General features: G+C 62.2%; 25 protein-coding genes and 1 tRNA gene. 13 read left to right on the plus strand and 13 right to left on the minus strand.

Features of this window, described 5'->3' with window-relative positions; genetic code table 11:
• Positions 1-119 precede the first annotated feature (119 nt).
• On the plus strand, positions 120-959 hold the full coding sequence (locus NKJ20_RS12225; RefSeq protein WP_352744281.1) for an LOG family protein: 840 nt from the start codon (positions 120-122) through the stop codon (positions 957-959).
• Between the two features lie 34 nt (positions 960-993).
• Here NKJ20_RS12225 and NKJ20_RS12230 read toward each other — a convergent pair whose 3' ends face one another.
• Positions 994-1,701: a pyrimidine 5'-nucleotidase gene (locus NKJ20_RS12230; protein ID WP_023677476.1), complete on the minus strand. Its 708-nt coding sequence runs from the start codon at positions 1,699-1,701 to the stop codon at positions 994-996.
• A gap of 161 nt (positions 1,702-1,862) precedes the next feature.
• Here NKJ20_RS12230 and NKJ20_RS12235 point away from each other — a divergent pair, with 161 nt between their 5' ends.
• Positions 1,863-2,624 (plus strand): GGDEF domain-containing protein, encoded by a 762-nt coding sequence (locus NKJ20_RS12235; protein ID WP_352744284.1) that lies wholly within the window; start codon positions 1,863-1,865, stop codon positions 2,622-2,624.
• 49 nt (positions 2,625-2,673) lie between these two features.
• Here NKJ20_RS12235 and NKJ20_RS12240 read toward each other — a convergent pair whose 3' ends face one another.
• Positions 2,674-2,841 carry a hypothetical protein gene (locus NKJ20_RS12240; protein WP_352744285.1) on the minus strand — a complete coding sequence of 56 codons (168 nt, stop codon included), beginning with the start codon at positions 2,839-2,841 and terminating at the stop codon, positions 2,674-2,676.
• Between the two features lie 93 nt (positions 2,842-2,934).
• Between NKJ20_RS12240 and NKJ20_RS12245 the strand changes: the two genes are divergently transcribed.
• A complete protein-coding gene (locus NKJ20_RS12245; RefSeq protein WP_352744287.1) occupies positions 2,935-3,435 on the plus strand; it encodes a MarR family winged helix-turn-helix transcriptional regulator in 501 nt (166 codons plus the stop codon).
• Here the strand turns inward: NKJ20_RS12245 and phhA are convergent.
• Positions 3,430-4,263 (minus strand): phenylalanine 4-monooxygenase, encoded by an 834-nt coding sequence (phhA, locus tag NKJ20_RS12250; protein ID WP_352744289.1) that lies wholly within the window; start codon positions 4,261-4,263, stop codon positions 3,430-3,432. The two genes, NKJ20_RS12245 and phhA, sit on opposite strands and share 6 nt — an antisense overlap.
• 140 nt (positions 4,264-4,403) lie before the next feature.
• On the opposite strand from phhA, the gene NKJ20_RS12255 reads away from it, so the two are divergent.
• Together NKJ20_RS12255 and bchE are read left to right on the plus strand one after the other, a co-directional pair.
• The gene (locus tag NKJ20_RS12255; RefSeq protein ID WP_023677481.1) at positions 4,404-4,880 is read left to right on the plus strand and encodes an Lrp/AsnC family transcriptional regulator; all 477 of its coding nucleotides are present in this window, start codon (positions 4,404-4,406) and stop codon (positions 4,878-4,880) included.
• Positions 4,881-4,982: 102 nt separating this feature from the next.
• Entirely contained in the window at positions 4,983-6,521 is a 1,539-nt protein-coding gene (bchE, locus tag NKJ20_RS12260) for a magnesium-protoporphyrin IX monomethyl ester anaerobic oxidative cyclase (protein WP_352744291.1), read from the plus strand.
• Positions 6,522-6,540: 19 nt separating this feature from the next.
• Here bchE and argB read toward each other — a convergent pair whose 3' ends face one another.
• Positions 6,541-7,434: an acetylglutamate kinase gene (gene argB, locus NKJ20_RS12265; protein ID WP_023677482.1), complete on the minus strand. Its 894-nt coding sequence runs from the start codon at positions 7,432-7,434 to the stop codon at positions 6,541-6,543.
• A gap of 96 nt (positions 7,435-7,530) precedes the next feature.
• The gene (locus NKJ20_RS12270) at positions 7,531-9,027 is read right to left on the minus strand and encodes an amidase (protein ID WP_352744293.1); all 1,497 of its coding nucleotides are present in this window, start codon (positions 9,025-9,027) and stop codon (positions 7,531-7,533) included.
• 126 nt (positions 9,028-9,153) lie between these two features.
• Here NKJ20_RS12270 and NKJ20_RS12275 point away from each other — a divergent pair, with 126 nt between their 5' ends.
• The 4 genes from NKJ20_RS12275 to msrB all read left to right on the plus strand — a co-directional run bounded on the left by NKJ20_RS12275 (position 9,154) and on the right by msrB (position 11,832).
• On the plus strand, positions 9,154-9,693 hold the full coding sequence (locus tag NKJ20_RS12275) for a sigma-70 family RNA polymerase sigma factor (protein ID WP_023677484.1): 540 nt from the start codon (positions 9,154-9,156) through the stop codon (positions 9,691-9,693).
• The gene (locus NKJ20_RS12280; RefSeq protein WP_352472348.1) at positions 9,690-10,394 is read left to right on the plus strand and encodes an anti-sigma factor; all 705 of its coding nucleotides are present in this window, start codon (positions 9,690-9,692) and stop codon (positions 10,392-10,394) included. The genes NKJ20_RS12275 and NKJ20_RS12280 overlap by 4 nt, the downstream gene beginning before the upstream one ends.
• Before the next feature lie 205 nt (positions 10,395-10,599).
• Entirely contained in the window at positions 10,600-11,157 is a 558-nt protein-coding gene (locus tag NKJ20_RS12285; protein ID WP_023677486.1) for a fasciclin domain-containing protein, read from the plus strand.
• A 174-nt stretch (positions 11,158-11,331) separates the two neighbouring features.
• Entirely contained in the window at positions 11,332-11,832 is a 501-nt protein-coding gene (gene msrB / locus NKJ20_RS12290; protein ID WP_023677487.1) for a peptide-methionine (R)-S-oxide reductase MsrB, read from the plus strand.
• A 126-nt stretch (positions 11,833-11,958) separates the two neighbouring features.
• Here the strand turns inward: msrB and NKJ20_RS12295 are convergent, their stop codons facing one another.
• Both NKJ20_RS12295 and NKJ20_RS12300 read right to left on the minus strand, forming a co-directional pair.
• Positions 11,959-13,512, minus strand: a complete 1,554-nt coding sequence (locus NKJ20_RS12295) for a DHA2 family efflux MFS transporter permease subunit (RefSeq protein WP_352744378.1) — start codon at positions 13,510-13,512, stop codon at positions 11,959-11,961.
• A gap of 67 nt (positions 13,513-13,579) precedes the next feature.
• Entirely contained in the window at positions 13,580-14,758 is a 1,179-nt protein-coding gene (locus NKJ20_RS12300; protein WP_352744296.1) for an HlyD family secretion protein, read from the minus strand.
• A gap of 143 nt (positions 14,759-14,901) precedes the next feature.
• Between NKJ20_RS12300 and NKJ20_RS12305 the strand changes: the two genes are divergently transcribed.
• The gene (locus NKJ20_RS12305; RefSeq protein ID WP_352539958.1) at positions 14,902-15,651 is read left to right on the plus strand and encodes a TetR/AcrR family transcriptional regulator; all 750 of its coding nucleotides are present in this window, start codon (positions 14,902-14,904) and stop codon (positions 15,649-15,651) included.
• 21 nt (positions 15,652-15,672) lie between these two features.
• Here the strand turns inward: NKJ20_RS12305 and yihA are convergent, their stop codons facing one another.
• The 5 genes from yihA to rpmH all read right to left on the minus strand — a co-directional run bounded on the left by yihA (position 15,673) and on the right by rpmH (position 19,448).
• Positions 15,673-16,332, minus strand: a complete 660-nt coding sequence (yihA, locus tag NKJ20_RS12310; RefSeq protein ID WP_352472343.1) for a ribosome biogenesis GTP-binding protein YihA/YsxC — start codon at positions 16,330-16,332, stop codon at positions 15,673-15,675.
• A complete protein-coding gene (locus NKJ20_RS12315) occupies positions 16,329-16,967 on the minus strand; it encodes a CatB-related O-acetyltransferase (protein ID WP_023677492.1) in 639 nt (212 codons plus the stop codon). Before NKJ20_RS12315 ends, yihA begins: the two co-directional genes overlap by 4 nt.
• Positions 16,968-17,111: 144 nt before the next feature.
• Complete coding sequence (gene yidC / locus NKJ20_RS12320; protein ID WP_352744298.1) at positions 17,112-18,923, minus strand: membrane protein insertase YidC; 1,812 nt, start codon at positions 18,921-18,923, stop codon at positions 17,112-17,114.
• Between the two features lie 13 nt (positions 18,924-18,936).
• Positions 18,937-19,290: a ribonuclease P protein component gene (rnpA, locus tag NKJ20_RS12325; RefSeq protein WP_352539960.1), complete on the minus strand. Its 354-nt coding sequence runs from the start codon at positions 19,288-19,290 to the stop codon at positions 18,937-18,939.
• 23 nt (positions 19,291-19,313) lie between these two features.
• Positions 19,314-19,448, minus strand: coding sequence for a 50S ribosomal protein L34 (rpmH, locus tag NKJ20_RS12330; protein ID WP_008833937.1), 135 nt, complete (start codon positions 19,446-19,448; stop codon positions 19,314-19,316).
• A 334-nt stretch (positions 19,449-19,782) separates the two neighbouring features.
• On the opposite strand from rpmH, the gene NKJ20_RS12335 reads away from it, so the two are divergent.
• The 3 genes from NKJ20_RS12335 (at position 19,783) to NKJ20_RS12345 (ending at position 22,622) form a co-directional block, all read left to right on the plus strand.
• Complete coding sequence (locus NKJ20_RS12335) at positions 19,783-21,270, plus strand: ATP-binding protein (protein WP_352539961.1); 1,488 nt, start codon at positions 19,783-19,785, stop codon at positions 21,268-21,270.
• A gap of 312 nt (positions 21,271-21,582) precedes the next feature.
• Positions 21,583-21,659 (plus strand) — tRNA-Arg (locus tag NKJ20_RS12340).
• 648 nt (positions 21,660-22,307) lie between these two features.
• Positions 22,308-22,622, plus strand: a complete 315-nt coding sequence (locus NKJ20_RS12345; protein WP_352744302.1) for an antibiotic biosynthesis monooxygenase family protein — start codon at positions 22,308-22,310, stop codon at positions 22,620-22,622.
• A 46-nt stretch (positions 22,623-22,668) separates the two neighbouring features.
• Here the strand turns inward: NKJ20_RS12345 and NKJ20_RS12350 are convergent, their stop codons facing one another.
• Positions 22,669-23,811 (minus strand): alpha-hydroxy acid oxidase, encoded by a 1,143-nt coding sequence (locus NKJ20_RS12350; protein ID WP_352744304.1) that lies wholly within the window; start codon positions 23,809-23,811, stop codon positions 22,669-22,671.
• Between the last annotated feature and the right edge of the window lie 63 nt (positions 23,812-23,874).

Below are 23,874 nucleotides of genomic sequence, written 5' to 3' on the forward strand. Positions count from 1 at the left end.
AGGGCCGGCGCCTTAACCTGTTTGAAAGTCGCGCGGACCCTATGTGAAGGCTTGGGGAGGGTCAATCGCGGCAGCGTCACGGGACGGCGCAAGTGAATGATTGGACGGGTAAAGCAAATATGACTCCCATGGAAAAGGCGGGATGGACGCCGCTGCCGCATTCGGACGAGGATCTGGAGCGGTCGAAAAGCGTGCCGGACACGCCGCAAACGCGCGCGGAGACATACCGGCTGGCCTGGAACGATCCCGATTTCATGACGCGGCGCGAGTTGCGCGCGGTCAGGCTGCAGCTCGAACTGCTGAAACCGGAGATGATCCTGGCCGAGCGCGGCATCCAATCGACCGTCATCCTGTTCGGCGGCGCCCGCATTCCCGAGCCCGGCGGCGAAGCCTGGGCGGCCAAGAACGAGACGCAGAAGAAGAACCTCGAGCAAAACAGCAAATATTACGAGGAGGCGCGCAAATTCGCCCGCCTCTGCTCGCAGCAGTCGGCCATCTCGTACTATCGCGAATTCGTCGTGGTGACCGGCGGCGGGCCGGGCGTCATGGAGGCCGGCAATCGTGGCGCCGACGATGTTGGCGCGCCGTCGATCGGTCTCAACATCGTGCTGCCACACGAGCAGGCGCCAAACGCCTACGTGACGCCGGAACTCTGCTTCAACTTCCACTATTTCGCGGTCCGCAAGATGCATTTCGTCATGCGTGCCAAGGCCGTTGCGGTGTTTCCAGGCGGCTTCGGAACGATGGACGAGTTCTTCGAAACGCTGACCCTGATCCAGACCGGCCGCATGGAACGCGTGCCGGTCATCCTGTTCGGCAAGGCCTTCTGGGCAAGGGCGATCGACCTCGATTTCCTCGCCGAGCAAGGCACGATCACGCCCGGCGACCAGGATATCATCGATTTCGTCGACACTGCCGACGAGGCCTGGGGGATCGTCAGCCGCTTCTATAAACTTTGACATGCAAGCAAGGACTTGAAGCGCGCCGGCTGCCTCAAGCAGGGACTTCCACGATCGCCGTGAGAAAGCCGGCGAGGTCGTCGGTGACGAAGTCCACATCGTCCTCGTTGGCCGGGTCGCGTTCCCAGATTTCCGAGAAGGTCGGCTCGAAATTGCGCGGCACCACCAACACTGTGGTCATGCCCAGCGATTTCGGCACCGACAGGTTGCGGGCAAGATCTTCGAACATCACCGCATTTTGCCCGGTAACGGCGTGGAGTTCGGCAAATTTCTCATAGGATTGCCGCGCCGGCTTGGGGTTCAGTCCGGCTGCGACGATATCGAAAATATCATCGAAATGCTCGAGAATGCCCAACTGCCGCGCGGTGCGTTCGGCATGCCGGCGATCGCCATTGGTGAAGATGAATTTACGGCCGGGAAGCTGGCGAATGGCGGTGCCGAGGACGGGGTCTGGAACCAGCCAGGAATAATCGATGTCGTGCACTTTCTCGAGAAAATCGTCGGGGTCGATGCCGTGGCGCGTCATCAATCCGTTCAGTGTCGTGCCGTATTCGCGGTAGAGCTCCTTTTGCAGCTTGCGTGCTTCCTCGCGCGGCAGCGTCAGCAATTCTCCGACGTAGGCGGTCATCTTCACATCGATCTGCGAGAACAGATTCGAATGATGCGGATAAAGCGTGTTGTCGAGATCGAACACCCAGTCGGTGACATGGGCAAAGCGGGCGGGGTCGGGAAGTGTGGTCATACGTCCTTATGGCACGAAACGATCTTTCTAACAGGAGGTTTATCCACAACCTATGCGCGCCCTGGGTGGTAAAAATGGCGCCATGATTAAAATCTTAAGCATCGCCGAAAGGTGACATTCAGCGCTTTGCTGGAACCAAGACGGACCAGTGGGAGCAAGCGATGAATCGCATATTTCTAAAGTCTGCCGCCATCGCTTTCGCCTCCGTCGCGGTCTCGCTTTTGCTGACGCTGATCGTCGTGCCGGCAATGGGGTTTCCGATCAATCGCACCATCTGGCTGACATCCACCGTGTGCCCGCTCGCGCTTGCCTGGAGCGTCGGCGCCTATACGTTCTGGCAGGGCGCAAGGTTGCAGACCGCGCATCGCGGGCTCGCCCGCGCCCATGCCCAACTCGCCGCCGCGCACAGGCGCTTGGCGGAAAAGGCGAGCCGCGACGACATGACCGGCATGCTCAACCGCGAAAGTTTCTTTGCCGCTCTCGACGGCTCCCGGCGCAAATCCGATCGCGGGGCATTGCTGATCGTCGATGCCGACCATTTCAAGACCATCAACGACAGCTACGGCCATCTTATCGGCGACGATGCGCTGCTCCTGATCGCAAACGCGATAGAGCGTGGCGTGCGCAGCGGCGACGTGCTTGGCCGCATCGGCGGCGAGGAATTCTGCGCCCTTCTGATTGGTGCCACCGAACACGAGGCAAGGCGCGTCGCCGAGCGCATCCGGCGTGAAGTCGAGCGTATCCGTTTCCGGCCCGTCGACGAACGAACGGTTCCGCTGACAGTCAGCATTGGCGGCATCACCTGCGGCAGAGACGCCGCAGTGTCGGAGCTAATGCGCGCCGCCGACCAGCGGCTCTACGAGGCCAAGCATCGCGGCCGCAATCTGTCGATCATCGACCGCGATATTTCCGAAGCCGCCTGAGCTCGGCCCTAAGCCTTCTGCTGCATTCAACCGCGCCGCTGCCAGACTGTCAAAATCCAAAGATGGCGATGCGGAACAGCAGGGCGGCCGCCGCCAGCGCCACCAGAGCGATGCCAAGGCCAATGGGAGAGCCCCAGCCATACCAGTCCATCGCCAGCTTGGCATATTTGAACTCCTCGGCCGGTGTGAGTGGGCCGCGCGTCGGGGTCTGATTCATGTTTCACTCCTTGCAGGCTGCGACAGGCCTTGCCTTGCGCCTGATGCAGCATATTACTATAATAGCCATAATGTTAGGCAGTTTGATAGTTAGATGATCGAAATAAATTCGTTAAGCATGAATCGGGCCGACATGAAGACCGCCATCAGCCTTGCCATTATGGGCTGGCAGGACGCGACGCAGGCTTATGACGAGGCAGTGGGCGATAGGCTTGGGCTGAGTATGGCGGAACGCCATTGCCTGGCGCTGCTCTATGGCGGCCCGCGATCGGCTGGCGAGGTCGCGGCCGCAACAGGGTTGACGCCGGCCGCGGTCACCGCGCTGATCGACCGGCTGGAGGCACGCGGCCTGCTGACACGAACGCGCAGCCTCGAGGACAGGCGCAAGGTGGTCATAGAGGCGACGGAACTCACGCGAGAACTATCGACGCGCTATTATGGCGCGATCGCGCAGGAGGGGGAAAAGGTGATCGCCACATTCAGCGACACTGAACTCGCCACGATCCTGCGCTTCGTTACGGCGTCGCTCGACCTTCAGCGCGACCAGCTGGCCCGGCTGAAGGCCGAGGCGTTGGAAATAACCGACAGCCTATAGGCTCGCCGGGTCGAGCGCTGGCTCGCCTTTGCGGCGCGCCACGATCGCCGCAAGATCGGCGGTCTCGAAAGCATCACGCAGGGCGTCGAACGACGGCAGCACGAAATAGGCACGCTGGAACTTGTCGATCTCGTAGCCGGTGCGCATTACGGTTTCCAGGTCGAAGGGGACATGGTGCGCCTCGCCGCCTTCGACCGCGAACTGAAGCTCGGTGAAGGATGACATCAGCCCGGCACCGAAAGCCTTCAGCGGCTGGCCCGGCTCGCGTATCAGCCCGTATTCGACGGTGTACCAGTAAAGCCTGGTGATCATCTCGTCGCCGCCGAGCGCAATCACGCTGTCGGCCTTTTTGCCATACATCTGCATGAAGTCGGCAAAGACCGGCTGCGTCAGGATCGGCACGTGACCGAAGAAATCGTGGAACATGTCGGGCTCGACGATGTAGTCGAGCTCCTTTTGGGTTCGCAGCCAGTTGGTGACCGGGAAGCGGCGGTTGGCGAGGTGGTCGAAGAACGGTTGGGCGGGAATGAGCCCCGGCACGGCGACGATCTCCCAGCCGGTGAACTTGCGCAGCTTCTCGCTGACCGCACCGAAATCCGGGATCTTATCGAGAAGACCGAGTGCCGCGACGCCGTCGAGGTAGGAATGGTGGGCGAGCTTCCTGGTCAGCTTCGTCTGGCGGTCGCACAGCGTGCGCCACACCGCCTGTTCTTCGTCGCTATAATTGTAGCCCTGCGCCACGGTGAAATCGGTACGGCAGACCGAATAATCGCCGCGAAGGCCTCGCGCAGCGCATTCGCGGGCATAGTCGGCAACGTTCATTGTCATGGCTTGCTCTCCCTGGAAATCATGATCAGCGGATTGCCGGAAATTCTAGCGGGATGGCGCGAGGCAAATCAGCTTTGATGGTGGCTCAAATGCGGGGTTGGAGGTAAAAGACTCCACGATCGAGCTTTGGGAGAGTGAAAATGCCTCAGTTTGATGAATTCGAGATCAAGATGCTCGACATCCTGCAGCGCGACGGGCGCAAGCCGGTCTCCGAATTGGCGCAGGAGATTGGGCTGTCGACGACACCTTGCGCGCGGCGCTTCGAGGCCCTTCAGCAGGCGGGCATCATAAAGGGCTTTGCTGCGGTGCTCAGCCGCCGCGCCGTCGGGCTGATGGTCGAAGTGTTCATCCAGGTGCGCCTCGTAACCCACAGCGACGGCTCGCCCGAAACCTTTATCGCCGCCGTGCAGCGCATGGACGAGGTGTCGTCGTGCTGGACGATGACTGGAGACTACGATTTCCTGCTGCATGTCATGGTGCCGTCGGTCGACGAGCTCAATGCCTTCGTCATGCACCGGCTGATGCGGCTCGAAGGCGTGCGCGACGTACACACGCAGCTTGTGCTGCAGAACATCAAGGGGCCTGGCCATGTGCCGCTTGCACATCTCAGACGATAGGCATTTCTGCGGAAAAGCTGCACACAAACTGCTGAAGCAAGCCAATCTCCGGAACTAGATCGCCGACTACGACATGCGGACCGCCATTGCATAAGGCCCGCCATGAAAATCGTCTTGATCAACCCGCCGCATACCGCCATCGGCAGCCGTGTGCCGGACGACCATCTGCCGCCGCTCGGTTTGCTGGCACTGGGCGGTCCGCTGATCGACGCGGGACATCAAGTGCGGCTTGTGGATGCCGAATTCGGGCCGATGGCGCTTGCCACGCTGGTCGGGGACGCGTTGAGCGACCATCCCGACTGCATTCTGATCGGCCATTCCGGCTCGACCTCTGCACATCCGACAGCCCTGCTGATCGCCGACATGGTCAAGGACATCGAGCCAGCGACAATCCTGATTTATGGCGGCGTGTTTCCGACCTATCATTGGCGCGACATACTGGCTGAAACGCATGCCTTCGACTTCATCGTGCGCGGCGAGGGCGAGGCGACCATCGTCGCGCTGATCGAAGCGCTGGAGAAACGCAAGCCGCTCTCGGACGTGGCGGGCATCGCCTTTCCTGACGATTTGCGGCGGCCCTTCGCCACCAAGCCGGCAAGGACGATCGCCAACCTCGACGACTACCGCGTCGGCTGGGAACTGATCGATGTCAGCCGCTACAGCTATTGGGGAGGCAAGCGTGCGGTGGTCATGCAGTTCTCGCGAGGCTGTCCGCATCTGTGCAACTATTGCGGCCAGCGCGGCTTCTGGACGCGCTGGCGGCACCGCGACCCCGTGAAGTTCGCGCGGGAGATTGCCTGGCTATACCGCGAGCATGGCGTCGAGCTGATCAACCTTGCCGACGAGAACCCGACGTCGTCCAAAAAAGCCTGGCGCGCCTTTCTCGATGCGATGATCGCCGAGAATGTGCCGGTGCTGATCGTCGGCTCCACCCGCGCCGACGACATCGTCCGCGACGCCGACAGCCTGCATCTTTATCGCCAGGCCGGCGTCATCCGCTGGCTGCTTGGCATGGAAAACACCGACGAGCAGACGCTCCAGTTGATCCGCAAGGGCGGCAGCACCTCATCCGACCGCCAGGCGATACGGCTGCTGCGCCTCAACGGCATCTTGTCGATGGCGACCTGGGTGGCCGGTTTCGAGGACGAAAGTTTGCGCGACCTCTGGCGCGGCTTCCGCCAGCTGATCGCTTATGACCCCGACCAGATCCAGGCGCTCTATGTAACGCCGCACCGCTGGACGCCGTTCTTCAGGATTGCCAGGGACCGCAAGGTGATCCAGCTGGACGCCCGCCTGTGGGACTACAAGCATCAGGTCCTGCAGATGACCCGCCTCAAGCCGTGGATGCTGTTCTTCGCCGTCAAGCTGATCGAACTGGCCGTGCAGTCGCGGCCCAAGGCGCTGGCGCGCATCCTGTTCCACAAGGATCCGGAGCAACGGCATTCGATGCGCTGGTACACAAAAATGGGCCGCCGCGTCTGGTTCCGCGAAGTCTGGGGCTTTCTGGTCCGCGACCGCCGCCTGAAAAATGGCCCGACGCTCGCCGAATTCTGGGGCGCGCCGCAAGACGAGGAAGAAGAATCGATGGTTGTCGAACGCCTGCCGCGTCAGTCCGTGACCGCTATTTCGCCAAACGCTTGAGCCCCTGAGACACCCGGCCTCACGGCACGATCAGCGTGCCGGCGCCGTGTTCGGTGAACAGCTCGAGCAGCACCGCATGCGGCGTCTTGCCGTTGAGGATGACGACGCCTGCGACGCCGCGCTCGATTGCCTCGATGCAGGTCTCGACTTTGGGGATCATGCCGCCCGAGACCGTGCCGTCCTTGATCAGGGCCTTGGCCTCGGCCACGGTCAGCTCGTCGATCAGCTTCTTGTCCTTGTCGAGCACGCCGGGCACGTCGGTAAGGAACAGCAGGCGCGTCGCCTGGCAGGCGCCGGCGATGGCGCCGGCAAAAGTGTCGGCGTTGATGTTGTAGGTATGGCCGTCGCGGCCGGGCGCCACCGGCGCCAGCACCGGGATCATTTCGGACCGCGCCAGGAGGTCGAGCAATGTGCGGTCGACCTCGACAGGCTCACCAACGAAGCCCAGGTCGAGCACCCGTTCGATGTTGGAATCCGGATCGATCATGGTCTTGCGCGCCTTTTCGGCAAACACCATGTTGCCGTCCTTGCCGCACAGGCCGATCGCCCACTCGCCCTCGGCATTGATCAGCGCGACGATCTCCTTGTTGATCGACCCGGCCAGCACCATCTCGACAATCTCGACGGTCTTCTGGTCGGTGACGCGCAAGCCGCCCTCGAATTTGGATTCGATGCCCATCTTGCTGAGCATGGCGCCGATCTGCGGCCCGCCGCCATGCACGACGATCGGGTTGACGCCGGATTGTTTCAAAAGTGCGATGTCGCGGGCGAAAGCCTTGCCGAGCGCGATGTCGCCCATCGCGTGGCCGCCATATTTCACCACGACCGTCTTGTTCTCGTAGCGCTGCATATAGGGCAGCGCCCTTGAAAGCAGCGCGGCCTGCATTTCGGCGGTGGCGGCGACATCCGTCATCGGCGTGGTTCCCAGCTTGGCATGAACGGCGGCGTCTTAGCGGGAATTGGACGAGGGGGCAAACGGCTTTGCTGTCACGATCGATCAAATCACCGCCTATGCCGGCCGCTGCAGCGGCGCCCGTCGGCCCAGCCAGCCCGAGATCCTTTCCATCTGCGCGGCGAACGACAAAAGCGTTTCCTCGTCGCCGGGGCGGCCGGCGGCCTGGACGCCGAGCGGCAGGCCGGCATCGGTGATGTAAACCGGAAGCGTGATCGACGGTTGCCCGCTGACGTTCTGGATCGCCGGCCAGTGCGTGAACCACAGGCTCTTGTCCATCAGCTGGCCGAATAGCGGCTTGAACTTCAGCAGGCCGGCGAGGCGCAGTCTGTCCAGGACATTCTCGATGAATTCGTCGGCGCCTTTCGGGTCCATGGTGCCGCAGGCGAGCGGCGGGTGCGCGATGACAGGCATCAGCACTGCATCATAATGCGCGGTTTCGGTGATAAGCCGGCGCGAGGTTGCGTGCAGCCGCTGCAGGCCGGCATAGATTTCGCCGGCCGAGAGAATTTCACCGAACCGGCTCATCACGCGCGTGGCGCGTTCGATGTCGCCTGAGATGGAGCGGCCGACGCGCAAGGCCTCGCCACGCATCGTGCCGGCCACCGCCGCAGCGACGGTTCTGGCGAAATCGGCGATGAAATCGCGATCGATATAGGGCAGGTCGATCTCCTCGACGCTGTGTCCGCCTTCGCGCCCCAGCGCAATCGCCGCATCCAGAGCTTTCAACGTCTCTTCCGATATCGGCAAGCCGAGCGGCGATTTTCGATAGAAGGCGAGCTTGAGCTTGCCCGGATCGCGCCCGGCGGCCGCAGCGAAACTGCCGTTCGGCAACGGTGCCGCGTAGGGCGACAGCGGGTCGGGCCCGTGGGTCAGGTCGAGCAGCAGGGCCGTATCGCGCACCGAGCGGGCCAACGCATGGTCGACGACGAAGCCATACCAGCTTTCGGTGACGAGCGGCGTCAAGGGTACGCGGCCGCGCGAGGTTTTCAGCCCGACCAGCCCGGTACAAGCGGCAGGCACCCTGATCGAGCCGCCGCCATCCGAGGCATGTGCCACCGGCACGACGCCGGCCGCGACCAGCGCCGCCGCACCGCCCGAGGAACCGCCGGTCGTGTGCGCGGTATTCCATGGATTGCGGGTGACGCCGTAAGCCACCGACTCCGTCACCAGCCTCAGCCCGTGTTCGGGTGCGGTGCTGGTGGCGATCGGGATCAGGCCGGCGGCCAGATAGCGTTCCGTCATCACCGAGCTGAAATCGGGGGTGAAGGCCGGGATGCGGCTGCCGCCATGCGTCGGCACGCCCTTCATAGCGATGCCAAGATCCTTCAGCGCAAAGGGCACTCCGGCAAGCGGCAGCTTGCGGTCAACGGTTTTCGCTCGCGCCCGCGCCGCCTCAAAAAGCGGTTCGGCGATTGCGTTGATCTCCGGCAGGGTGGCCTCGGCCCGGGCGATCGCCGCATCGACGAGATCTTGCGGTGTGATCTCTCCCTTGTGCACGAGTGCGGCCTGGCCGGTTGCGTCATGCTCCCACAGAACCCGCTCGATCGACATGGTCGCCCTCCCGCTCATTGCAAGCTAGCGGGCTGCGATTTCATTGGCAATCGACGCTGGCGCTGCCGGTGCGCAAGACCATTTCAGTCGTTGCAAATACATTGCAATCGCCTAATTTGGCGGCGGATGACGCCGCAGGACATCAGCAACCTGATTGTCCGGACTTCGATGAAGGACCGGGCTGCGTTCGATCTGCTCTACCGGCAGACCAGCGCGAAACTTTTCGGCGTCTGCCTTCGTGTATTGAAGGATCGGGGAGATGCAGAAGAGGCGCTTCAAGAGGTCTTCGTCAAGATATGGACGAAGGCGGACCGTTTCGCCGTTTCGGATCTGAGCCCGATCTCCTGGCTGGTGGCCATTGCGCGCAATCATGCGATCGATCGGATCAGGGCGCGGCGAGAGCCTGCCGCCTATATCGATGCCGCGCTCGACGTGGCCGATCCGGCGCCGGGGCCGGAGGCCATGGCCGTGGCGGGCGGTGAGTCCGAACGCATCTACCATTGTCTCAAGGAATTGGAGAAGGACCGGGCGGCGGCCGTCCGGGGCGCCTATCTGGATGGCAAAAGCTATGCCGAACTGGCGGAGCGCTATGGCGTACCGCTGAACACGATGCGGACCTGGCTGCGGCGCAGCCTGTTGAAACTGAGAGAATGCCTGGAAAGATGACGCTGGCTGACGACAATGGACCGGAACGTGGGGGCGACGACCTGTTCGCCGCCGAATACGTTCTTGGCGTTCTGGCCGCCGATGAACGCGAGATCGCGTCGCGCCGCATCGATGCGGACGCCGCCTTCGCGCGCCTTGTCGATGCCTGGGAGGCGCATCTTTCGCCGATGGCCGCCGCCTATCCGGAGACAGAGCCTCCGATCAGGGTCAAGGAAGCATTGGACCGCCGGCTGTTCGCTGCAGAGCCGCGCGCCGGCCTGTGGTCGAGCCTTGGCTTCTGGCGCGGTCTTGCCGCCGCCGCCATTGCGGCGCTGGCGATCTACATCGCCGTGCCTTACTTCCGCCCGTCCACCGAACCGCCGCAGGCGCGGCTTGTCGCCTCGCTGGCGGCCGAAGGCAGCGACGTCAAATATCTCGTCGTCTACGATGCCGCCCGTCACGAGGTCGGTCTTTCCCACGTTTCCGGCGAGCGGGCCGCCGGCAAGGACTTCGAGCTGTGGATGATCGAAGGCAAGAAGGCGCCGGTGTCGATGGGCGTCATCCCGGCCGGCGCGACCGCGCATTTGGCCATCCCGCCCGCCGTCCAGGAGAAATTGGCGCAAGGCGCCGTGCTTGCGGTCAGCGTTGAGCCTGCCGGCGGCTCACCGACCGGCCAGCCGACTGGACCGGTGGTCGCAGCGGGCGATCTGAAGAGCATCTAACCGCTTCTCATCTCCGGAAGCAGACCTGAAATCTATCTCCCGCGATTTAAACGCCTGCAAAGCTTGTTGGCGGCTGTCGATCCGCGCCGGGCAAATTGCAGCGACAAATATTTTTTTGCGGAGAGGGCGAAACTCCAGCATTTCTATCGCGTATCTCCTTGCGTTCCCAAATGAGGGGAACGATTAACCCGAGGAGATTGAAATCATGCGTAAATTCGCCACCCTTTTGCTTGCCGGCACGGTCGCCATTTCCGCGCTCGCCACCATTGCCTATGCTCAAAATCCGATGGTCGGCGGCGCCGCCATGTATGCCCAGAAAAACATCGTCGAAAATGCTGTCAACTCGAAGGACCACACGACGCTGGTCGCTGCCGTCAAGGCAGGCGGCCTGGTCGATACGCTGCAAAGCGCTGGCCCCTTCACTGTGTTCGCGCCGACCAACGAGGCCTTTGCGGCACTTCCAGCCGGCACGGTGGAGACGCTGCTCAGGCCTGAAAACAAGGACAAGCTCGTCAAGATCCTGACTTGCCATGTCATCGGCGCCAAAGCGATGGCCGCCGACGTCGCCAAGATGGTCAAGAACGACGGCGGCACCCACAAGGTCAAGACGGTCGGTGGTTGCGAACTGTCGCTCAAGGCCGACGGCGGCAAGGTCACCGTGACCGACGAGAACGGCAACGTCGCCAATGTGACGATCGCCGATGTCGAGCAGTCCAACGGCGTCATCCACGTCGTCGACAAGGTTCTCCTGCCGAAGATGTAACAAACGCACGCTGCCGGCGAAGATATCGCTAAGGGCCTCCCTGCGCACGCTCCGCGCCGTTCACGCAAGATGTGGATAGGCGCGGAGTCCCGCTTTGAGGACAGCGATCGTCACCGGCTTTTGATTTCCGTGTGGCGGTCGAATTTGGCACAAGCAATGACAGGAGGAATGGCCATGAACCGTCGCGAGCTTCTTTTGAGTGGTGCGGCAGCCATTGGCGTTGTCGCAGGCGCCACCGCGCTGCGCATGGGCGGAGCCCAAGATGCACGCGCGGCTGAGACTTTCGAGGTTACCAAGACCGAAGCCGAGTGGCGCGCCATCCTGTCCGACGCGGCCTTCAATGTGCTGCGCAAGGAGGGCACGGAATACCCGGGCACCAGTCCGCTGCTCAACGAGCACCGCAAAGGCATCTTCGCTTGCGCCGGCTGCGGCCTGCCGGTCTATTCGTCAGAGACCAAGTTCGATTCCGGCACAGGCTGGCCGAGCTTCTGGCAGGAAATCCCGAATTCCGTCGGCAAGACCGTGGACAGGTCTTTGGGCATGACCCGCACGGAGGTCCATTGTCGCCGCTGCGGCGGCCATCTCGGCCACGTATTCGACGACGGTCCGCCGCCGACCGGGTTGCGACACTGCATCAATGGCGTTGCCTTGACCTTCAAGCCGGCGACGGCGTGAGGACGGCTGGGACCCTGACTTTGTCGGAGCGCGAGAGGACTTCGTAATGGTTGATTTTGCGCATGACCCCGAAAATCGCTTTTCGGGGTCATGCGCGAGGGCGCCAGGCGGGGGATCCAGCGCGCCTCAATGGCCTCCGCCACCGCCGCCCTGGGCGGCTGGCTTGCGGATCACCAGGGTGAAGAGCCCAAGCGTCGCGAACAAAACCGTCAGCATGAAGAATACGTCCATGAACGACAGCAGCGACGCCTGCTGCTGGACCATGCCTGACAGTTTGGAGATGGCCGCCTTGGAGGCGTCGGGCCCGGCGGTCTGCTCGAAGTTGAGCGTCATGTTCTGCAGCTTCTGCTGTGCAGCGGCACTTCCCCATTGCACGTGCTCGGAGAGCCTGGCGTAGTGGAAGGCATTGCGGTCGATCAGCACGGTGTTGATGACTGCCAGGCCGACGGCGCCGCCGAGATTGCGGGTCAGGTTGAACAGGCCAGACGCATTCTTCAGCCGCTCCGGCGGCAAGGTTCCGAGGGCAATGTTGTTGATCGGCACCATGCAAAGCATCATCGAGCAGCCGCGCAGGATCTGCGGGATCAGCAGTTCATAGAAATCCCAGTCGGCGGTGAGATGCGTCATCCACCAGGTCCCCGTGGCGAAGCCGAAGAAGCCGATCATCATCATGATGCGCGGGTCCATCTTGTTCGACAGGATGCCGGAGATCGGCGCAGTGAAGAACATGGCCAGGCCGCTGACGAACAGCGCCTCGCCGATCATCATCGAATCGTAGCCGCGGATCCGCCCCAGGAACACCGGATAAAGATAGGTCAGACCGTAGAGGCCGATGCCGACGACGAAGGAGAACAGCGAGCCGAAGGCAAAATTGATATTGCTGAAAGCCCTCAGATCGACAATCGGCTCCTCGGCGGTGAACACGCGCCAGAAGAACAGCACCGCGCCGAAGGTCATGATGACGGCGCAGATGAACACCGCCTGATCCTGCAGCCAGTCGTTGTTGGGACCTTCCTCCAGCACATATTCCATGCAGCCCAGGAAGGCGGCCATGCCGGCAAGCCCCCACCAGTCGAACTTGCTGAACAGCTTGAGATTGGGTTTGTCGAAGTCGATCAGCGACCAGGCGGCCGTCGTCACCAGAATGCCGGGCACGACGTTGACCAGGAACAGCCAGTGCCAGGACATGGCATGGCTGATATAGCCGCCGACGGTCGGGCCGATGGTTGGCGCCAGCGTCGCCACCAGACCGATCATCGGCGAGACGATGGCGCGACGCGACGGCGGGAAGATGGTGAAGGCGGCTGCAAAGACGCTCGGGATCATGCCGCCGCCGATGAAGCCCTGCACGGCGCGGTAGACGATCATCTGGTCGATATTGGTTGCGGTCGCCGCCAGCGCGCTGGCCGCGGTGAAACCTGCCGCCGAGATTGTGAACAGCACCCGCGTCGACAGCATCCGGCTGAGGAAGCCCGACAGCGGGATCATCACCACCTCGGCAATCAGATACGCCGTCTGCACCCACGGAATCTCGTCCGAACTGGCGCTGAGGCCCGCCTGGATCTCGGCCAGCGAGGCCGAGACGATCTGAATGTCGAGGATGGCCATGAACATGCCGAACACCATTGCCAGGAAGGCGATGACGCGGCGCGTCGAGATGTGGTCGACCGGCACCGGCATGGCTGGCGCCGGCGCCGATCCTGCAGTTAGGGTTGCGGTCGCCATGACCCTTGCTCCCGGTTCCGCTTTACTTCGATGCCGAAGGCGCGGTGCGGCTGTCGACGGCGACGACGACGCTCAGGCCGGCGCGCAGCTTGCCCGTCTTCAACACATCCGCGGGCACGTCTATGCGAACCGGAACGCGCTGCACCACCTTGGTGAAATTGCCTGTGGCGTTTTCCGGCGGCAGCAGCGAGAACACTGCTCCCGAAGCCGGGGCCAGCGACGACACGGTACCCTCGATGTCCTGACCGTCGATCGCGTCGACCGACACTCTGACCTTTTCACCAGGCACCAGCCGGGCAAGCTGGGTCTCCTTGAAGTTGGCGACGATGTAGAGCTTGTCCATTGGCACGATGACGGCGAGCTTCTGTCCGGGGCTGATCAGGTCGCCCTGCTCGACCGAGCGGTTGCCGACCACGCCGTCATAAGGTGCGCGCAGCACGGTGAAGGACAGATCCCGCACCGCCTTGTCGTGGGCAAGCTGCAGCGAGGCCAGCGTGCTTGCCGATTCCGCCCGCTGCGCCTGGAGCACGCCGATATTGGCCTGAGCCGCCGCGATCTGCGCGTCGGCGCCGGCTAGTGCGGCATTGGCTTGCTCGACCGCCGTCTGGGCATCGTCCAACTGGGCCTGGGTACCGACGCGGGTCTTGAGCAACTGGGCGGCACGAACCTGATCTCGCTTCGCATTATCGGCCGCGGCCTGGTCGGCGGTCTTCTGCGCCTGCGCCTGCTTGAGCGAGGCGCGCGCCGCCTCGGTCTGGGCATCGATGCGGTCGAGCGTCTTGCTCAACGTGGCGATCTGCGCCTCGGCCTGGGCAACGGCTATCTTGTAGTCACCGTCATCGACGATCAGCAGCGGGTCGCCGGCCTTCACCTGCTGGTTCTCGGTCACTTTGACCTGATCGACATAACCCGAGATTTTTGGCGAGATGAACGCGGTGTCGGCCTGGACATAGGCATCGTCAGTCGTGATCATGAAGCGCCCGTCGGTCCAGTAATCATAGCCATACCAGGCGCCGGCACCCAGCAGGGCCAGGCCGATGATGGGCAACAACATCGAGCGCGTCGAGCGCTTCTTCTTGGCGGGAGCCAGCGGGGTGACGTCGGCGGGCTTGAGAGGGGTTTCCGGCGCTTCGATCGCAGGCTGGACCTTGGCACTGGGGAAGGGGCGGACTTCGGCACTGGTGGGCGCGTTCGAGGACATGATATCTCTCTAAATTAACTGGCGCTGAATTTTGTCAGACTGAACCGTTCGGTTCGATCTAGACGTTGACTTAGCGCTTAAAGAGGACCATATCAAGAGCAATCGAACCGGATGGTTCGAATTATTTTACGAGGTGTGACATTATGGCCGAAGCCCCCAAGGCCGCTCCTTTGCCTGATTCAGGCCCATTGCCCAGCGCTGGCAAGGACCAGTGCGATCTGCTGGACAGCCTGCCGCGCGGCCGCCCGGCCGCGGGTCAAGACCCGGTCAAGCGCAGCCAGATCATCGACGGTGCGCGCCGTGTCTTCATCGAAAAGGGCTTCGAAGCCGCGTCGATGAACGACATTACGCGCGAGGCCGGCGTGTCCAAGGGCACCATCTATGTCTACTTCGCCAACAAGGAAGAGCTCTTCGAAGCGCTGATCGAGGAAGAGCGCGGCACGATTTTCAAGAACATGTATGAGGTGCTCGACCAGATCGGCGACCTTCGCCAGACGTTGGTGAAGTTCGGCATCGTGCTGTCCATGAAGATCACTTCCGCGAGGGTCATCCTGGCGCAGCGGACGGTGATCGGCGCGTCGGAACGCATCCCGGAGCTTGGTGCCCGGTTCTACGAACGCGGCCCGAAGCGTGGCCATGACAGGGTCGTCGTTTTCCTCAACATGGCTATCGAACGCGGCCTGCTGAAGATCGACGACGTCGAGCTTGCCGCCTATCAGTTCACCGAGCTGTGTCTGGCCGGTCTTTTCCGCCAGTGCATTTTCGCCTATCGCACCAAGGCCCCAAGTGTGGCCGAGATCGAACACATCGTCAGGTCGGGCGTCGATGTGTTCCTGAAGGCCTACGGCACCGAACAGCTTGCAGAGCAGGAACGGGCCTCCAGCCCCGCCTGACAGGCTGCCAGGGTCGGTGGCCTATCCGCCATTGGCGGCGAGCACGATCGCCGCACGCAGTTCCTCGAGACCCTCGCTCTTTTCCGACGACGTGGCGAGCACGAAGGGGAAGGCCGCCGGTCGTTTCTTGATCTTCTGGAGCGTTTCCTCGACCAGTCGCGGTACCCCCGCCGCCTTGATCTTGTCGGTCTTGGTCAGCACGATCTGATACGACACCGCCGCCTTGTCGAGCAGCGACAGCACCTCGTCGTCCTTGGCCTTGATGCCATGGCGGGCATCGATCAGCACGTAGACGCGCTTCAGCGTCACCCGGCCCTTCAGATAGTCGAACACGAGCTTCGTCCACTCGTCGACCTTTTCCTTCGGTGCCGTGGCGTAGCCATAGCCTGGCATGTCGACCAGCGCCATCGGCGGCAGATCGGCGCCTTCTCCCGAAAATCCGCCAGGCACGAAATAGTTGAGCTCTTGCGTCCTGCCCGGCGTGTTGGAGGTGCGCGCCAGCCCCTTCTGGTTGACCAGCGCGTTGATCAGTGACGATTTGCCGACATTGGAGCGGCCGGCAAAGGCGATCTCGGGCGGTCCCTCCGGCGGCAGGAATTTCATCGCCGGCACGCCGCGGATGAATATCCAGGCTCGCGTGAACAATTCGATGCCGATCGTGGTCTTGTTCAACGCGTTCAAACCGCCGCCTCCAGAAGAAAAATGTTGCTGCCACGAATAGCATCGAGATTGCGGCTGATCTTTTCCACCGGCCAGTGCCACCACGCCAGCGCCAGCAGCCGCCGAATGGTCCTGTCATCGAAGCGCATCTTCACCACTTTGGCCGGATTGCCGGCGACGATCGCATAGGCCGGCACATCGTGCGTCACCACCGACTTTGCCGCGACGATGGCGCCGTCGCCGATCTTCACGCCCGGCAGCATCACCGCTTCCATGCCGATCCAGACGTCGTTGCCGACGATTGTGTCGCCACGCACCTCCTTCGACCATGTCGCCGGGTCGAAACCTTCCTCCCAGCCGTGACCAAAGATGTTGAACGGATAGGTCGAAAAGCCGGACATGGCGTGATTGGCGCCGTTCATGATGAAGCGCGCGCCTTCGGCAATGGCGCAGAACTTGCCGATGATCAGCCTGTCGCCGATGAACGGATAATGATGCAGCACGCATTTTTCGGCGAATTTGTCGGGTCCGTCAGGGTCGTCATAATAGGTGAAGTCGCCGATCTCGATATTCGGCGCCGTCACCAGCGGCTTCAGAAAGCCGACGCGCGTGTGCAACGGGATCGGATGCTTGATCGATGGATTGGGTCCGGTCATATCGAGCTCCGTCGAGCAACTGCCAGGCAGGTCAAAATAGCGCGATCCGTCCGGCAGTACCAATCGCTTAATCCAGACCGGCAGCCTGTGCAAAAAGCCCCGGACGAACCAGGGCTTTTTGGTCTCGCATCGTCGGAGTGCCGGCTATTCCGCCGGCGACGGTTTCTTGCGGAACAGCGCGACCAGATTGTCCCACAATTCGATCTTGGCGCCCTGCCGCTTCATGATCACGCCCTGCTGCAGGATCGACAGCGTGTTGTTCCAGGCCCAGTAGATGACGAGGCCGGCCGGAAAACCCGCCATCATGAAGGTGAAGATCACGGGCATCCAGGTGAAGATCGCCGCCTGCGTCGGGTCCGGCGGCGTCGGGTTCATGCGCATCTGCAGGAACATCGTCACGCCCATGATCAGCGGCCAGACGCCGATCATCAGCATGTGCGGCAAGGTAACGGGGATCAGCCCGAACAGGTTGAAAATCGATGTCGGGTCCGGCGCCGCCAGATCCTGGATCCAGCCGAAGAACGGCGCGTGCCGCATCTCGATGGTGATGTAGAGCACCTTGTAGAGCGAGAAGAACACCGGGATCTGCAATGCCACCGGCCAGCAGCCGGCGAGCGGATTGATCTTCTCGGACTTGTAGAGCTCCATCATCGCCTGCTGCTGCTTCATCTTGTCGTCCGCGTATTTCTCGCGGATCTCGAGCATCTTGGGCTGCACCTTCTTCATGTTCGCCATCGACGCATAGGACTTGTTGGCGAGCGGGAAGAACAGCGCCTTGACAATGACGGTGGTGGCGAGGATCGCCAGACCGAAATTGCCGAAGAATTTGTAGAGCGTGTCGATCAGCGAGAACATCGGCTGAGTTATGAACCAGAACCAGCCCCAATCGATCAGCTTTTCGAAAAGCCTTATCTTGCGATCTTTCTCGTAAGCATTGATCTTGTTGACTTCCTTTGCGCCGGCAAAGATCTCCGATTCAATGGTCTTGGATTCGCCGGGTTGCAGCGCAATCGCGTCCGTGCGGAAGTCGGCTTGATAGCGATGACGGCCGTCCTCGTAATAAGCGAAGTTTGGCTGAAACTCCTGCGCCTCTGTCGGCACCAGTGTCGCCGCCCAGTATTTGTCGGTGATGCCCAGCCAACCGTCCTTGGACTTGCTCGGTGTGTACTGCTTGTTTTTCTCGAGATCGGCGTATTTGTGTTCCTGCAGGCCTTCGCTGCCGGTGACGCCGATCAGGCCTTCGTGCAACACATAGATGCTGGCGACTGCCGGCTTGTCGAAGCGGGTGATGCGGCCGTAATTGAACAGCGAGACAGGGCTGCTACCGGAATTCTGCACGGTGTCGGAAACGGTGAACATGTAGTCGTTGTCGACCGAGAATGTGCGCTTGAAAGTCAGGCCCTTGTCGTTGGTGAAGGTGAGCGTCACTGGTGTAGCCGGCGTTAGCGTCGGATTGCCGTCGACGTTCCAAACGGTCTTGGGTCCCGGCAGCGTTCCCACCTTGTCTTCGCCAACAAAGCCGATCTCGGCGAAATATCCGTTCGGCAGCGACTCAGGATTGAGCAGCGCGATCTTGGGTGAGTTTTTGTCGACCGTCTCCGTGTAGTGCTTGAGCTTGAGATCATCGAGACGCGCGCCGGTGAGGTTGATCGAGCCTTCGAGGCTCGGCGTGTCGATCTTGACGCGGCTGGTCGAGGCAATCGCCTGCTCGCGGCCGGCCGGCGTCACCGCGTTGCCGCCAGGCGCGTTCGGAATGGCGCCCGGCTGCACCGGTGTTTCGCTGGCGCCCGGGCTGGTGCCTTGGGCGGCCTTCTTCTGCTCCGCCACGCGCTGCTCTTCGATGCGGGCGGCTTCGCGCTGCATCTCGCTGCGCGGCATCACATACAAATATTGCCAAAGCGCCAGGATCAGCACCGACAGTGCGATGGTGATGAAGAAGTTGCGGTTGTTTTCCATCGAAGCCCTTGGCCTATCGTGTTCCACGCAATCTGCGGGAGAGTTCGGCCTTCAACTGGCCGAACGGAGTGGTAAGCACGTCTTCGCGCCCGACGATGACATAATCATTGCCGGGCGCCATGTCATCCGCGGCATGCGTGCGCACGGCCTCTCTCAGCCGCCGCCGGATGCGGTTGCGAACGACGGCGTTGCCGACCTTCCTGGTGACGGTGTAGCCGACGCGCGGCGCCTCGCTGTCGCCGCGGCCCAGGACCTCGACGAGGAAAAGCCGCCCGCGGCGCTTTTCGCCGCGGCGGACAGCCAGGAATTCCGCGCGCTTCAGAAGCCGCTTGGGATGGGCACCCGTTGGCTTGCCGGTTGCGGGCAACGATCTTGTCTCTCGCTTGGTGCTCAGGCGCTGAGACGCTTGCGGCCGCGGTTGCGGCGGGCTGCGACGACGCCGCGGCCACCTTTGGTGGCCATGCGGGCGCGGAAACCGTGCCTGCGTTTGCGGACGAGTTTGGACGGCTGGTAAGTACGCTTCATTTGTTTAAATACCGCGGGGTGCGGCCCTTCTTGATTCTGTCACTTTGTAACAGGAGCTTTGCCGGGCCGGTTTTGGCGCGATCGAAACCGCGCCGGGACGAATGGCCCGAGCGTGAGCGGGCTTATAGAAAGAAGGGTTTTGGAAGTCAATCCAGCGTGTCGGGCCGGCATTGTCGGACCGGCATCGAAGTCTTGCGGCCCTTTGTCCGGCTTCGACCAAGGATGAATTTGGCAAAAAAGCCGCAATCGCCTAATCTCACCCGATCAAGCGATCGTGAAGACGAGCAGTCCCTAAGACAAGCAGCCGTGATGACAGGCAGCCGTGACGACGAGCATGAGTGAAGTCCCAGCAACCGACGAAAGCATCGCCCAGGCGAAGGCGGCCACCCGCAGGGTGCCGCTGGCGCGCGGCCTGTCGACCAAGTTGCTGCTGCTCACCATCGTCTTCGTGCTCTTGGCCGAAATCCTCATCTTCGTGCCCTGGATCGCCAGCTACAGGCTGAGTTGGCTGAAGGAGAGGCTGAGCACCGCCGCCGCGGTTTCCATCGTCCTGGTGCAGGGCGAACCTGCCTCGCTGTCGCGTGCCGCCCAGAACGACGTACTGATGGCGATCGGCGCCAAGGCGATCGCCGTGCGCGACGGCGGCGTCTCGCGGCTTCTGGTCGTGGCCGAAATGCCGCCGCAGGTCGACGAGCATATCGATATCGCCAATGTCGGCATGATCAAGGGTATGACCGGCGCGCTGGACACGCTGTTTTTCGGCGGCAAGCGGATGCTGCGCGTTTTCGGGCCGGTCGGCGACAGCGACAAGGAATTCGAGCTGATCATGCCCGACCACCGCCTGCGCAATGCCATGCTGATCTATTCGCGCAACGTCGCCTTCGTCTCGCTGCTGATCTCGCTGTTCACCGCCATGCTGGTCTACGCCGCGATAGACCTGATCATGATCGGCCCGATCAGGACGATGACACGCTCGATGCTGTCCTTTTCCGAGGCGCCCGACGATCCCGGTCGCATCATTCACCCCGCCGCCCGGGCCGACGAGATCGGCGTCGCCGAACGCGAGCTGTCGCAGATGCAGGAGCGGCTGCAGAAGATGCTGTCCGAGCAGAAGCACCTGGCCGATCTCGGCCTCGCGGTTTCGAAGATCAACCACGACATGCGCAACATCCTCGCCTCGGCGCAGCTGATGTCGGACCGCCTGCGCCAGGTCAAGGACCCGACCGTGCAGGCCTTCGCACCAAAACTGCTGCGCGCGCTCGACCGTGCGGTGTCCTACTCGGAGGGCGTGCTGGCCTATGGCCGCACCCAGGAGCCGCCGCCGTCGCGCCGCAGGCTGCGGCTGCGCCAGCTGGTCGAGGACGTCCAGGGCCTGCTCGACATCGAATGCGGCATCGAATTCGTCAACGCCGTCGATCCGGTGCTCGAGGTCGACGCCGATTCCGACCAGCTGTTCCGCGTGCTCACCAATCTTAGCCGCAACGCCGTGCAGGCGATGGCGGCCGACACCGAGAGCGCCGTGGTGCGCCGCTTGACCATATCGGCCGAGCGCATCGGCAGCGTCAGCCGCATCGTCGTCACCGACACCGGCCCCGGCCTGCCGCCAAAGGCGCGAGAAAACCTGTTCGCGGCATTTCGCGGCTCGGCCCGCAGCGGCGGCACCGGCCTTGGCCTGGCGATCGCCCATGAATTGATCCGCGCCCATGGCGGCACGGTGGAGCTGGTCGAATCGATCGGCGGCCGCACCACATTCGCGGTCACCATTCCCGACCAGCCGGTCCGGCTCGACCAAGCCCGCAACGGTCTGCGCCGCCCGGCGTAACGAACCGTTTCGTTACGGACCGTTTCAATTCGCAAATGGTTGGTCCGAGACTACGAGCCATCGGCTCGGCCGCCGTGGAACGGCGTGTTTCGTTACGGGCCGTTCCGATTGGCAAATGACTGATCCAAGACGACGACCTATCGGCTCGGCCGCCGTGTGACGCGATCTTGCCTTCGCCGGCCGGCGCATGACGGCAAAACTTTTGGCCAGGATCGGCTTGCTTTTCGCAAATTCAGTCGCTAGGGAACAGCTCACATTCGCGGCCGGTCGCCAGGATCGGATCGCGGGGCTATGCAAAGCATGGCCTGTTGCGCGCCCGTAGCTCAGCTGGATAGAGCACCAGACTACGAATCTGGGGGTCAGGAGTTCGAATCTCTTCGGGCGCGCCATTAAACTCATTTGTCCAACCCGGGAACATAGGTAACAGAATCTACCACCGGTGGCCGGAAAGTCGCGAGGGCTGAGCGCCATCCATGCCAAAACGGGGATCGTCAGCTAATGCTGCTCAGTCGGCCTGCTTAATCTCCGGGCCCGGTTCAGTCGGCGGGCCTGGCGTGCAATCCTGGCCAGTGCATTCCTGCACGGGATCTTTCGCCGGCGGGAGACAATTTTGGCCTTCACAATGAACGGGCGGCTGCGTTGTTGCGGCTTTATTGTTCTGCGGCACAGGCCGATCCTCAGCGCGAACGGCCGGCATTCCAAGGTCGATCATGGCCGTGCACAAGAGCGCAATCCGAACCAAATTCATTTTCGCCTCCGCAACTGACAGCGAGACGCAGATTATACCTTCGAACTGCGGCCAACATCCTGTCACCCGCGAACGGCGTTAACAGCGCGTTTCATTGCCGGTTGGAAGGGCGTACCGATTGCGATCGAGCGTCGTCCTCTTCCTTGCAAAATAGCGCCAGAAACGGGGCTTTCGGCCAGAGGTGACTGAAGCCAACCTTCCGATTTTCCTGTACACCTGTTCGAAGGGTTCGAGGTGCGTTAGGGCCTCGCATATTCGAGGTTTTCAGTTCTTTCACGGGGGAACGTAGATGACGGCATTCAACAGCGTCCGCTTCCGGGTCAGGCCGGGTAGTGAAGACGAATTCGTCGAACTGTTCAGCAGCGCTCCGCGCAATTTCGAGGGATTGCGAAAAATGGCTCTCATCAAATCGGGAGATGGCGCCTTCTTCTCGATTGGAGAGTGGGACACTTTTCAGCACATGGTCGATGCCAGGCCCAAAATGCTGGGCAATCTTGATCGGTTCCGGCATACGTTGCAGCAGCTTGAGGGCGGATATACGGATGCTGTTTCCGGCGAGGCTGTCTTCGAAACGGACGGCAGGAGCAGCGGCAGGTCGGTATAGTTTCGCACTTCGAAAAGCTTATGCCGTGCGCCACTTCCCGGCTCTATCACCTAAACCGCACATTCCCCCTGGAAAGCTCTGCCACCGACCTGCATCCCATCAGCCGCATGTCGCGTTCGATCTCGGTTCGCATCAGGCCGAGCGCCCGTTCGACGCCGACCTGTCCGGCGGCTGCCAGCGGGAAGAGATAGTAGCGCCCGAGGCCGACGGCCTTGGCGCCCAACGACAGGGCCTTCAGCACATGCGTGCCGCGCTGGACGCCGCTGTCGATGATCACGTCTATCTTGTCGCCCACCGCGTCGACGATCTCCGCCAGCTGGTCGAAGGGGCTGCGCGAGCCGTCCAGCTGTCTGCCGCCATGATTTGACAGAACGATACCGGTGCAGCCGATGTCGACCGCTTTTCTGGCATCGGCGACGCTCATGATCCCCTTCAGGCAAAACTGGCCGTTCCAGAAGCGGACCATGTCTTCGACGTCCTTCCAATCCAGCGACGGGTCGAGGATCTCGGTGAAATAGCGGCTGATGGAAAGCGCTCCGCCGCCGAGATCGATATGGCCGTCCAACTGCGGCAGGCTGAACTTTTCATGCGTCAAATAGTCGATGGCCCATCTCGGCTTGATCGTGAACTGCATCATGCCGCTGAGCGTAAGCCGAAAGGGGATGGAAAAACCGGTCCGCAGGTCGCGTTCGCGGTTTCCGCCGGTGACGCTGTCGACCGTCAGCATCATCACGTCGACGCCGGACGTCTTGGCGCGCTCCATCATGGCGCGGTTCAGGCCGCGATCCCTGTGGAAATAGAACTGATAGACCTGCGGCGTCCTGTGCTTGCGGACTTCCTCCAGGCTGACCGTGCCGAGCGACGAGACGCCGAACATCGTGCCGAACTTCTCCGCCGCCGCGGCGACGGCGCGCTCGCCGCTATGGTGAAACAGTCGCTGGAGAGCCGTCGGCGAACAATAGACCGGCATCGCCAGCTTCTGGCCCATGACGGTGACCGACATGTCGACCTGTCCGACGCCGGCAAGGACGTTGGGGACGAGATCGCAGTCCTCGAACGCCGCCGTGTTGCGCCGCAGCGTCGTCTCGTCGTCCGCGCCGCCATCGATATAATTGAAGATCGGACCTGGCAGGCGCTGTTTTGCCAGCCGGCGGAAGTCCTGAAAATTATAGCAGCTTTGCAATCTCATGAAATCAATCGGGTATATGCCGGGCCCGATGTCAAGCCTGTGCAATTGTCGATCGCCGGCGCT

Origin of the sequence: Mesorhizobium sp. M0185 (assembly GCF_040322175.1) — a bacterium.
GTDB lineage: Bacteria > Pseudomonadota > Alphaproteobacteria > Rhizobiales > Rhizobiaceae > Mesorhizobium.

Coding starts and splice junctions, on each gene's coding strand:
- NKJ20_RS12235 (WP_352744284.1), top strand. CDS start 1,863: ATGAATCGCATATTTCTAAAGTCTGCCGCCATCGCTTTCGCCTCCGTC.
- NKJ20_RS12295 (WP_352744378.1), bottom strand. CDS start 13,512: ATGCCGGTGCCGGTCGACCACATCTCGACGCGCCGCGTCATCGCCTTC.
- msrB (WP_023677487.1), top strand. CDS start 11,332: ATGAACCGTCGCGAGCTTCTTTTGAGTGGTGCGGCAGCCATTGGCGTT.
- phhA (WP_352744289.1), bottom strand. CDS start 4,263: ATGACAATGAACGTTGCCGACTATGCCCGCGAATGCGCTGCGCGAGGC.
- NKJ20_RS12280 (WP_352472348.1), top strand. CDS start 9,690: ATGACGCTGGCTGACGACAATGGACCGGAACGTGGGGGCGACGACCTG.
- NKJ20_RS12305 (WP_352539958.1), top strand. CDS start 14,902: ATGGCCGAAGCCCCCAAGGCCGCTCCTTTGCCTGATTCAGGCCCATTG.
- NKJ20_RS12285 (WP_023677486.1), top strand. CDS start 10,600: ATGCGTAAATTCGCCACCCTTTTGCTTGCCGGCACGGTCGCCATTTCC.
- NKJ20_RS12275 (WP_023677484.1), top strand. CDS start 9,154: ATGACGCCGCAGGACATCAGCAACCTGATTGTCCGGACTTCGATGAAG.
- NKJ20_RS12240 (WP_352744285.1), bottom strand. CDS start 2,841: ATGAATCAGACCCCGACGCGCGGCCCACTCACACCGGCCGAGGAGTTC.
- NKJ20_RS12225 (WP_352744281.1), top strand. CDS start 120: ATGACTCCCATGGAAAAGGCGGGATGGACGCCGCTGCCGCATTCGGAC.
- NKJ20_RS12350 (WP_352744304.1), bottom strand. CDS start 23,811: ATGAGATTGCAAAGCTGCTATAATTTTCAGGACTTCCGCCGGCTGGCA.
- NKJ20_RS12345 (WP_352744302.1), top strand. CDS start 22,308: ATGACGGCATTCAACAGCGTCCGCTTCCGGGTCAGGCCGGGTAGTGAA.
- NKJ20_RS12230 (WP_023677476.1), bottom strand. CDS start 1,701: ATGACCACACTTCCCGACCCCGCCCGCTTTGCCCATGTCACCGACTGG.
- argB (WP_023677482.1), bottom strand. CDS start 7,434: ATGACGGATGTCGCCGCCACCGCCGAAATGCAGGCCGCGCTGCTTTCA.
- NKJ20_RS12315 (WP_023677492.1), bottom strand. CDS start 16,967: ATGACCGGACCCAATCCATCGATCAAGCATCCGATCCCGTTGCACACG.
- yidC (WP_352744298.1), bottom strand. CDS start 18,923: ATGGAAAACAACCGCAACTTCTTCATCACCATCGCACTGTCGGTGCTG.
- NKJ20_RS12335 (WP_352539961.1), top strand. CDS start 19,783: ATGAGTGAAGTCCCAGCAACCGACGAAAGCATCGCCCAGGCGAAGGCG.
- NKJ20_RS12245 (WP_352744287.1), top strand. CDS start 2,935: ATGATCGAAATAAATTCGTTAAGCATGAATCGGGCCGACATGAAGACC.
- NKJ20_RS12270 (WP_352744293.1), bottom strand. CDS start 9,027: ATGTCGATCGAGCGGGTTCTGTGGGAGCATGACGCAACCGGCCAGGCC.
- bchE (WP_352744291.1), top strand. CDS start 4,983: ATGAAAATCGTCTTGATCAACCCGCCGCATACCGCCATCGGCAGCCGT.
- NKJ20_RS12255 (WP_023677481.1), top strand. CDS start 4,404: ATGCCTCAGTTTGATGAATTCGAGATCAAGATGCTCGACATCCTGCAG.
- NKJ20_RS12300 (WP_352744296.1), bottom strand. CDS start 14,758: ATGTCCTCGAACGCGCCCACCAGTGCCGAAGTCCGCCCCTTCCCCAGT.
- rpmH (WP_008833937.1), bottom strand. CDS start 19,448: ATGAAGCGTACTTACCAGCCGTCCAAACTCGTCCGCAAACGCAGGCAC.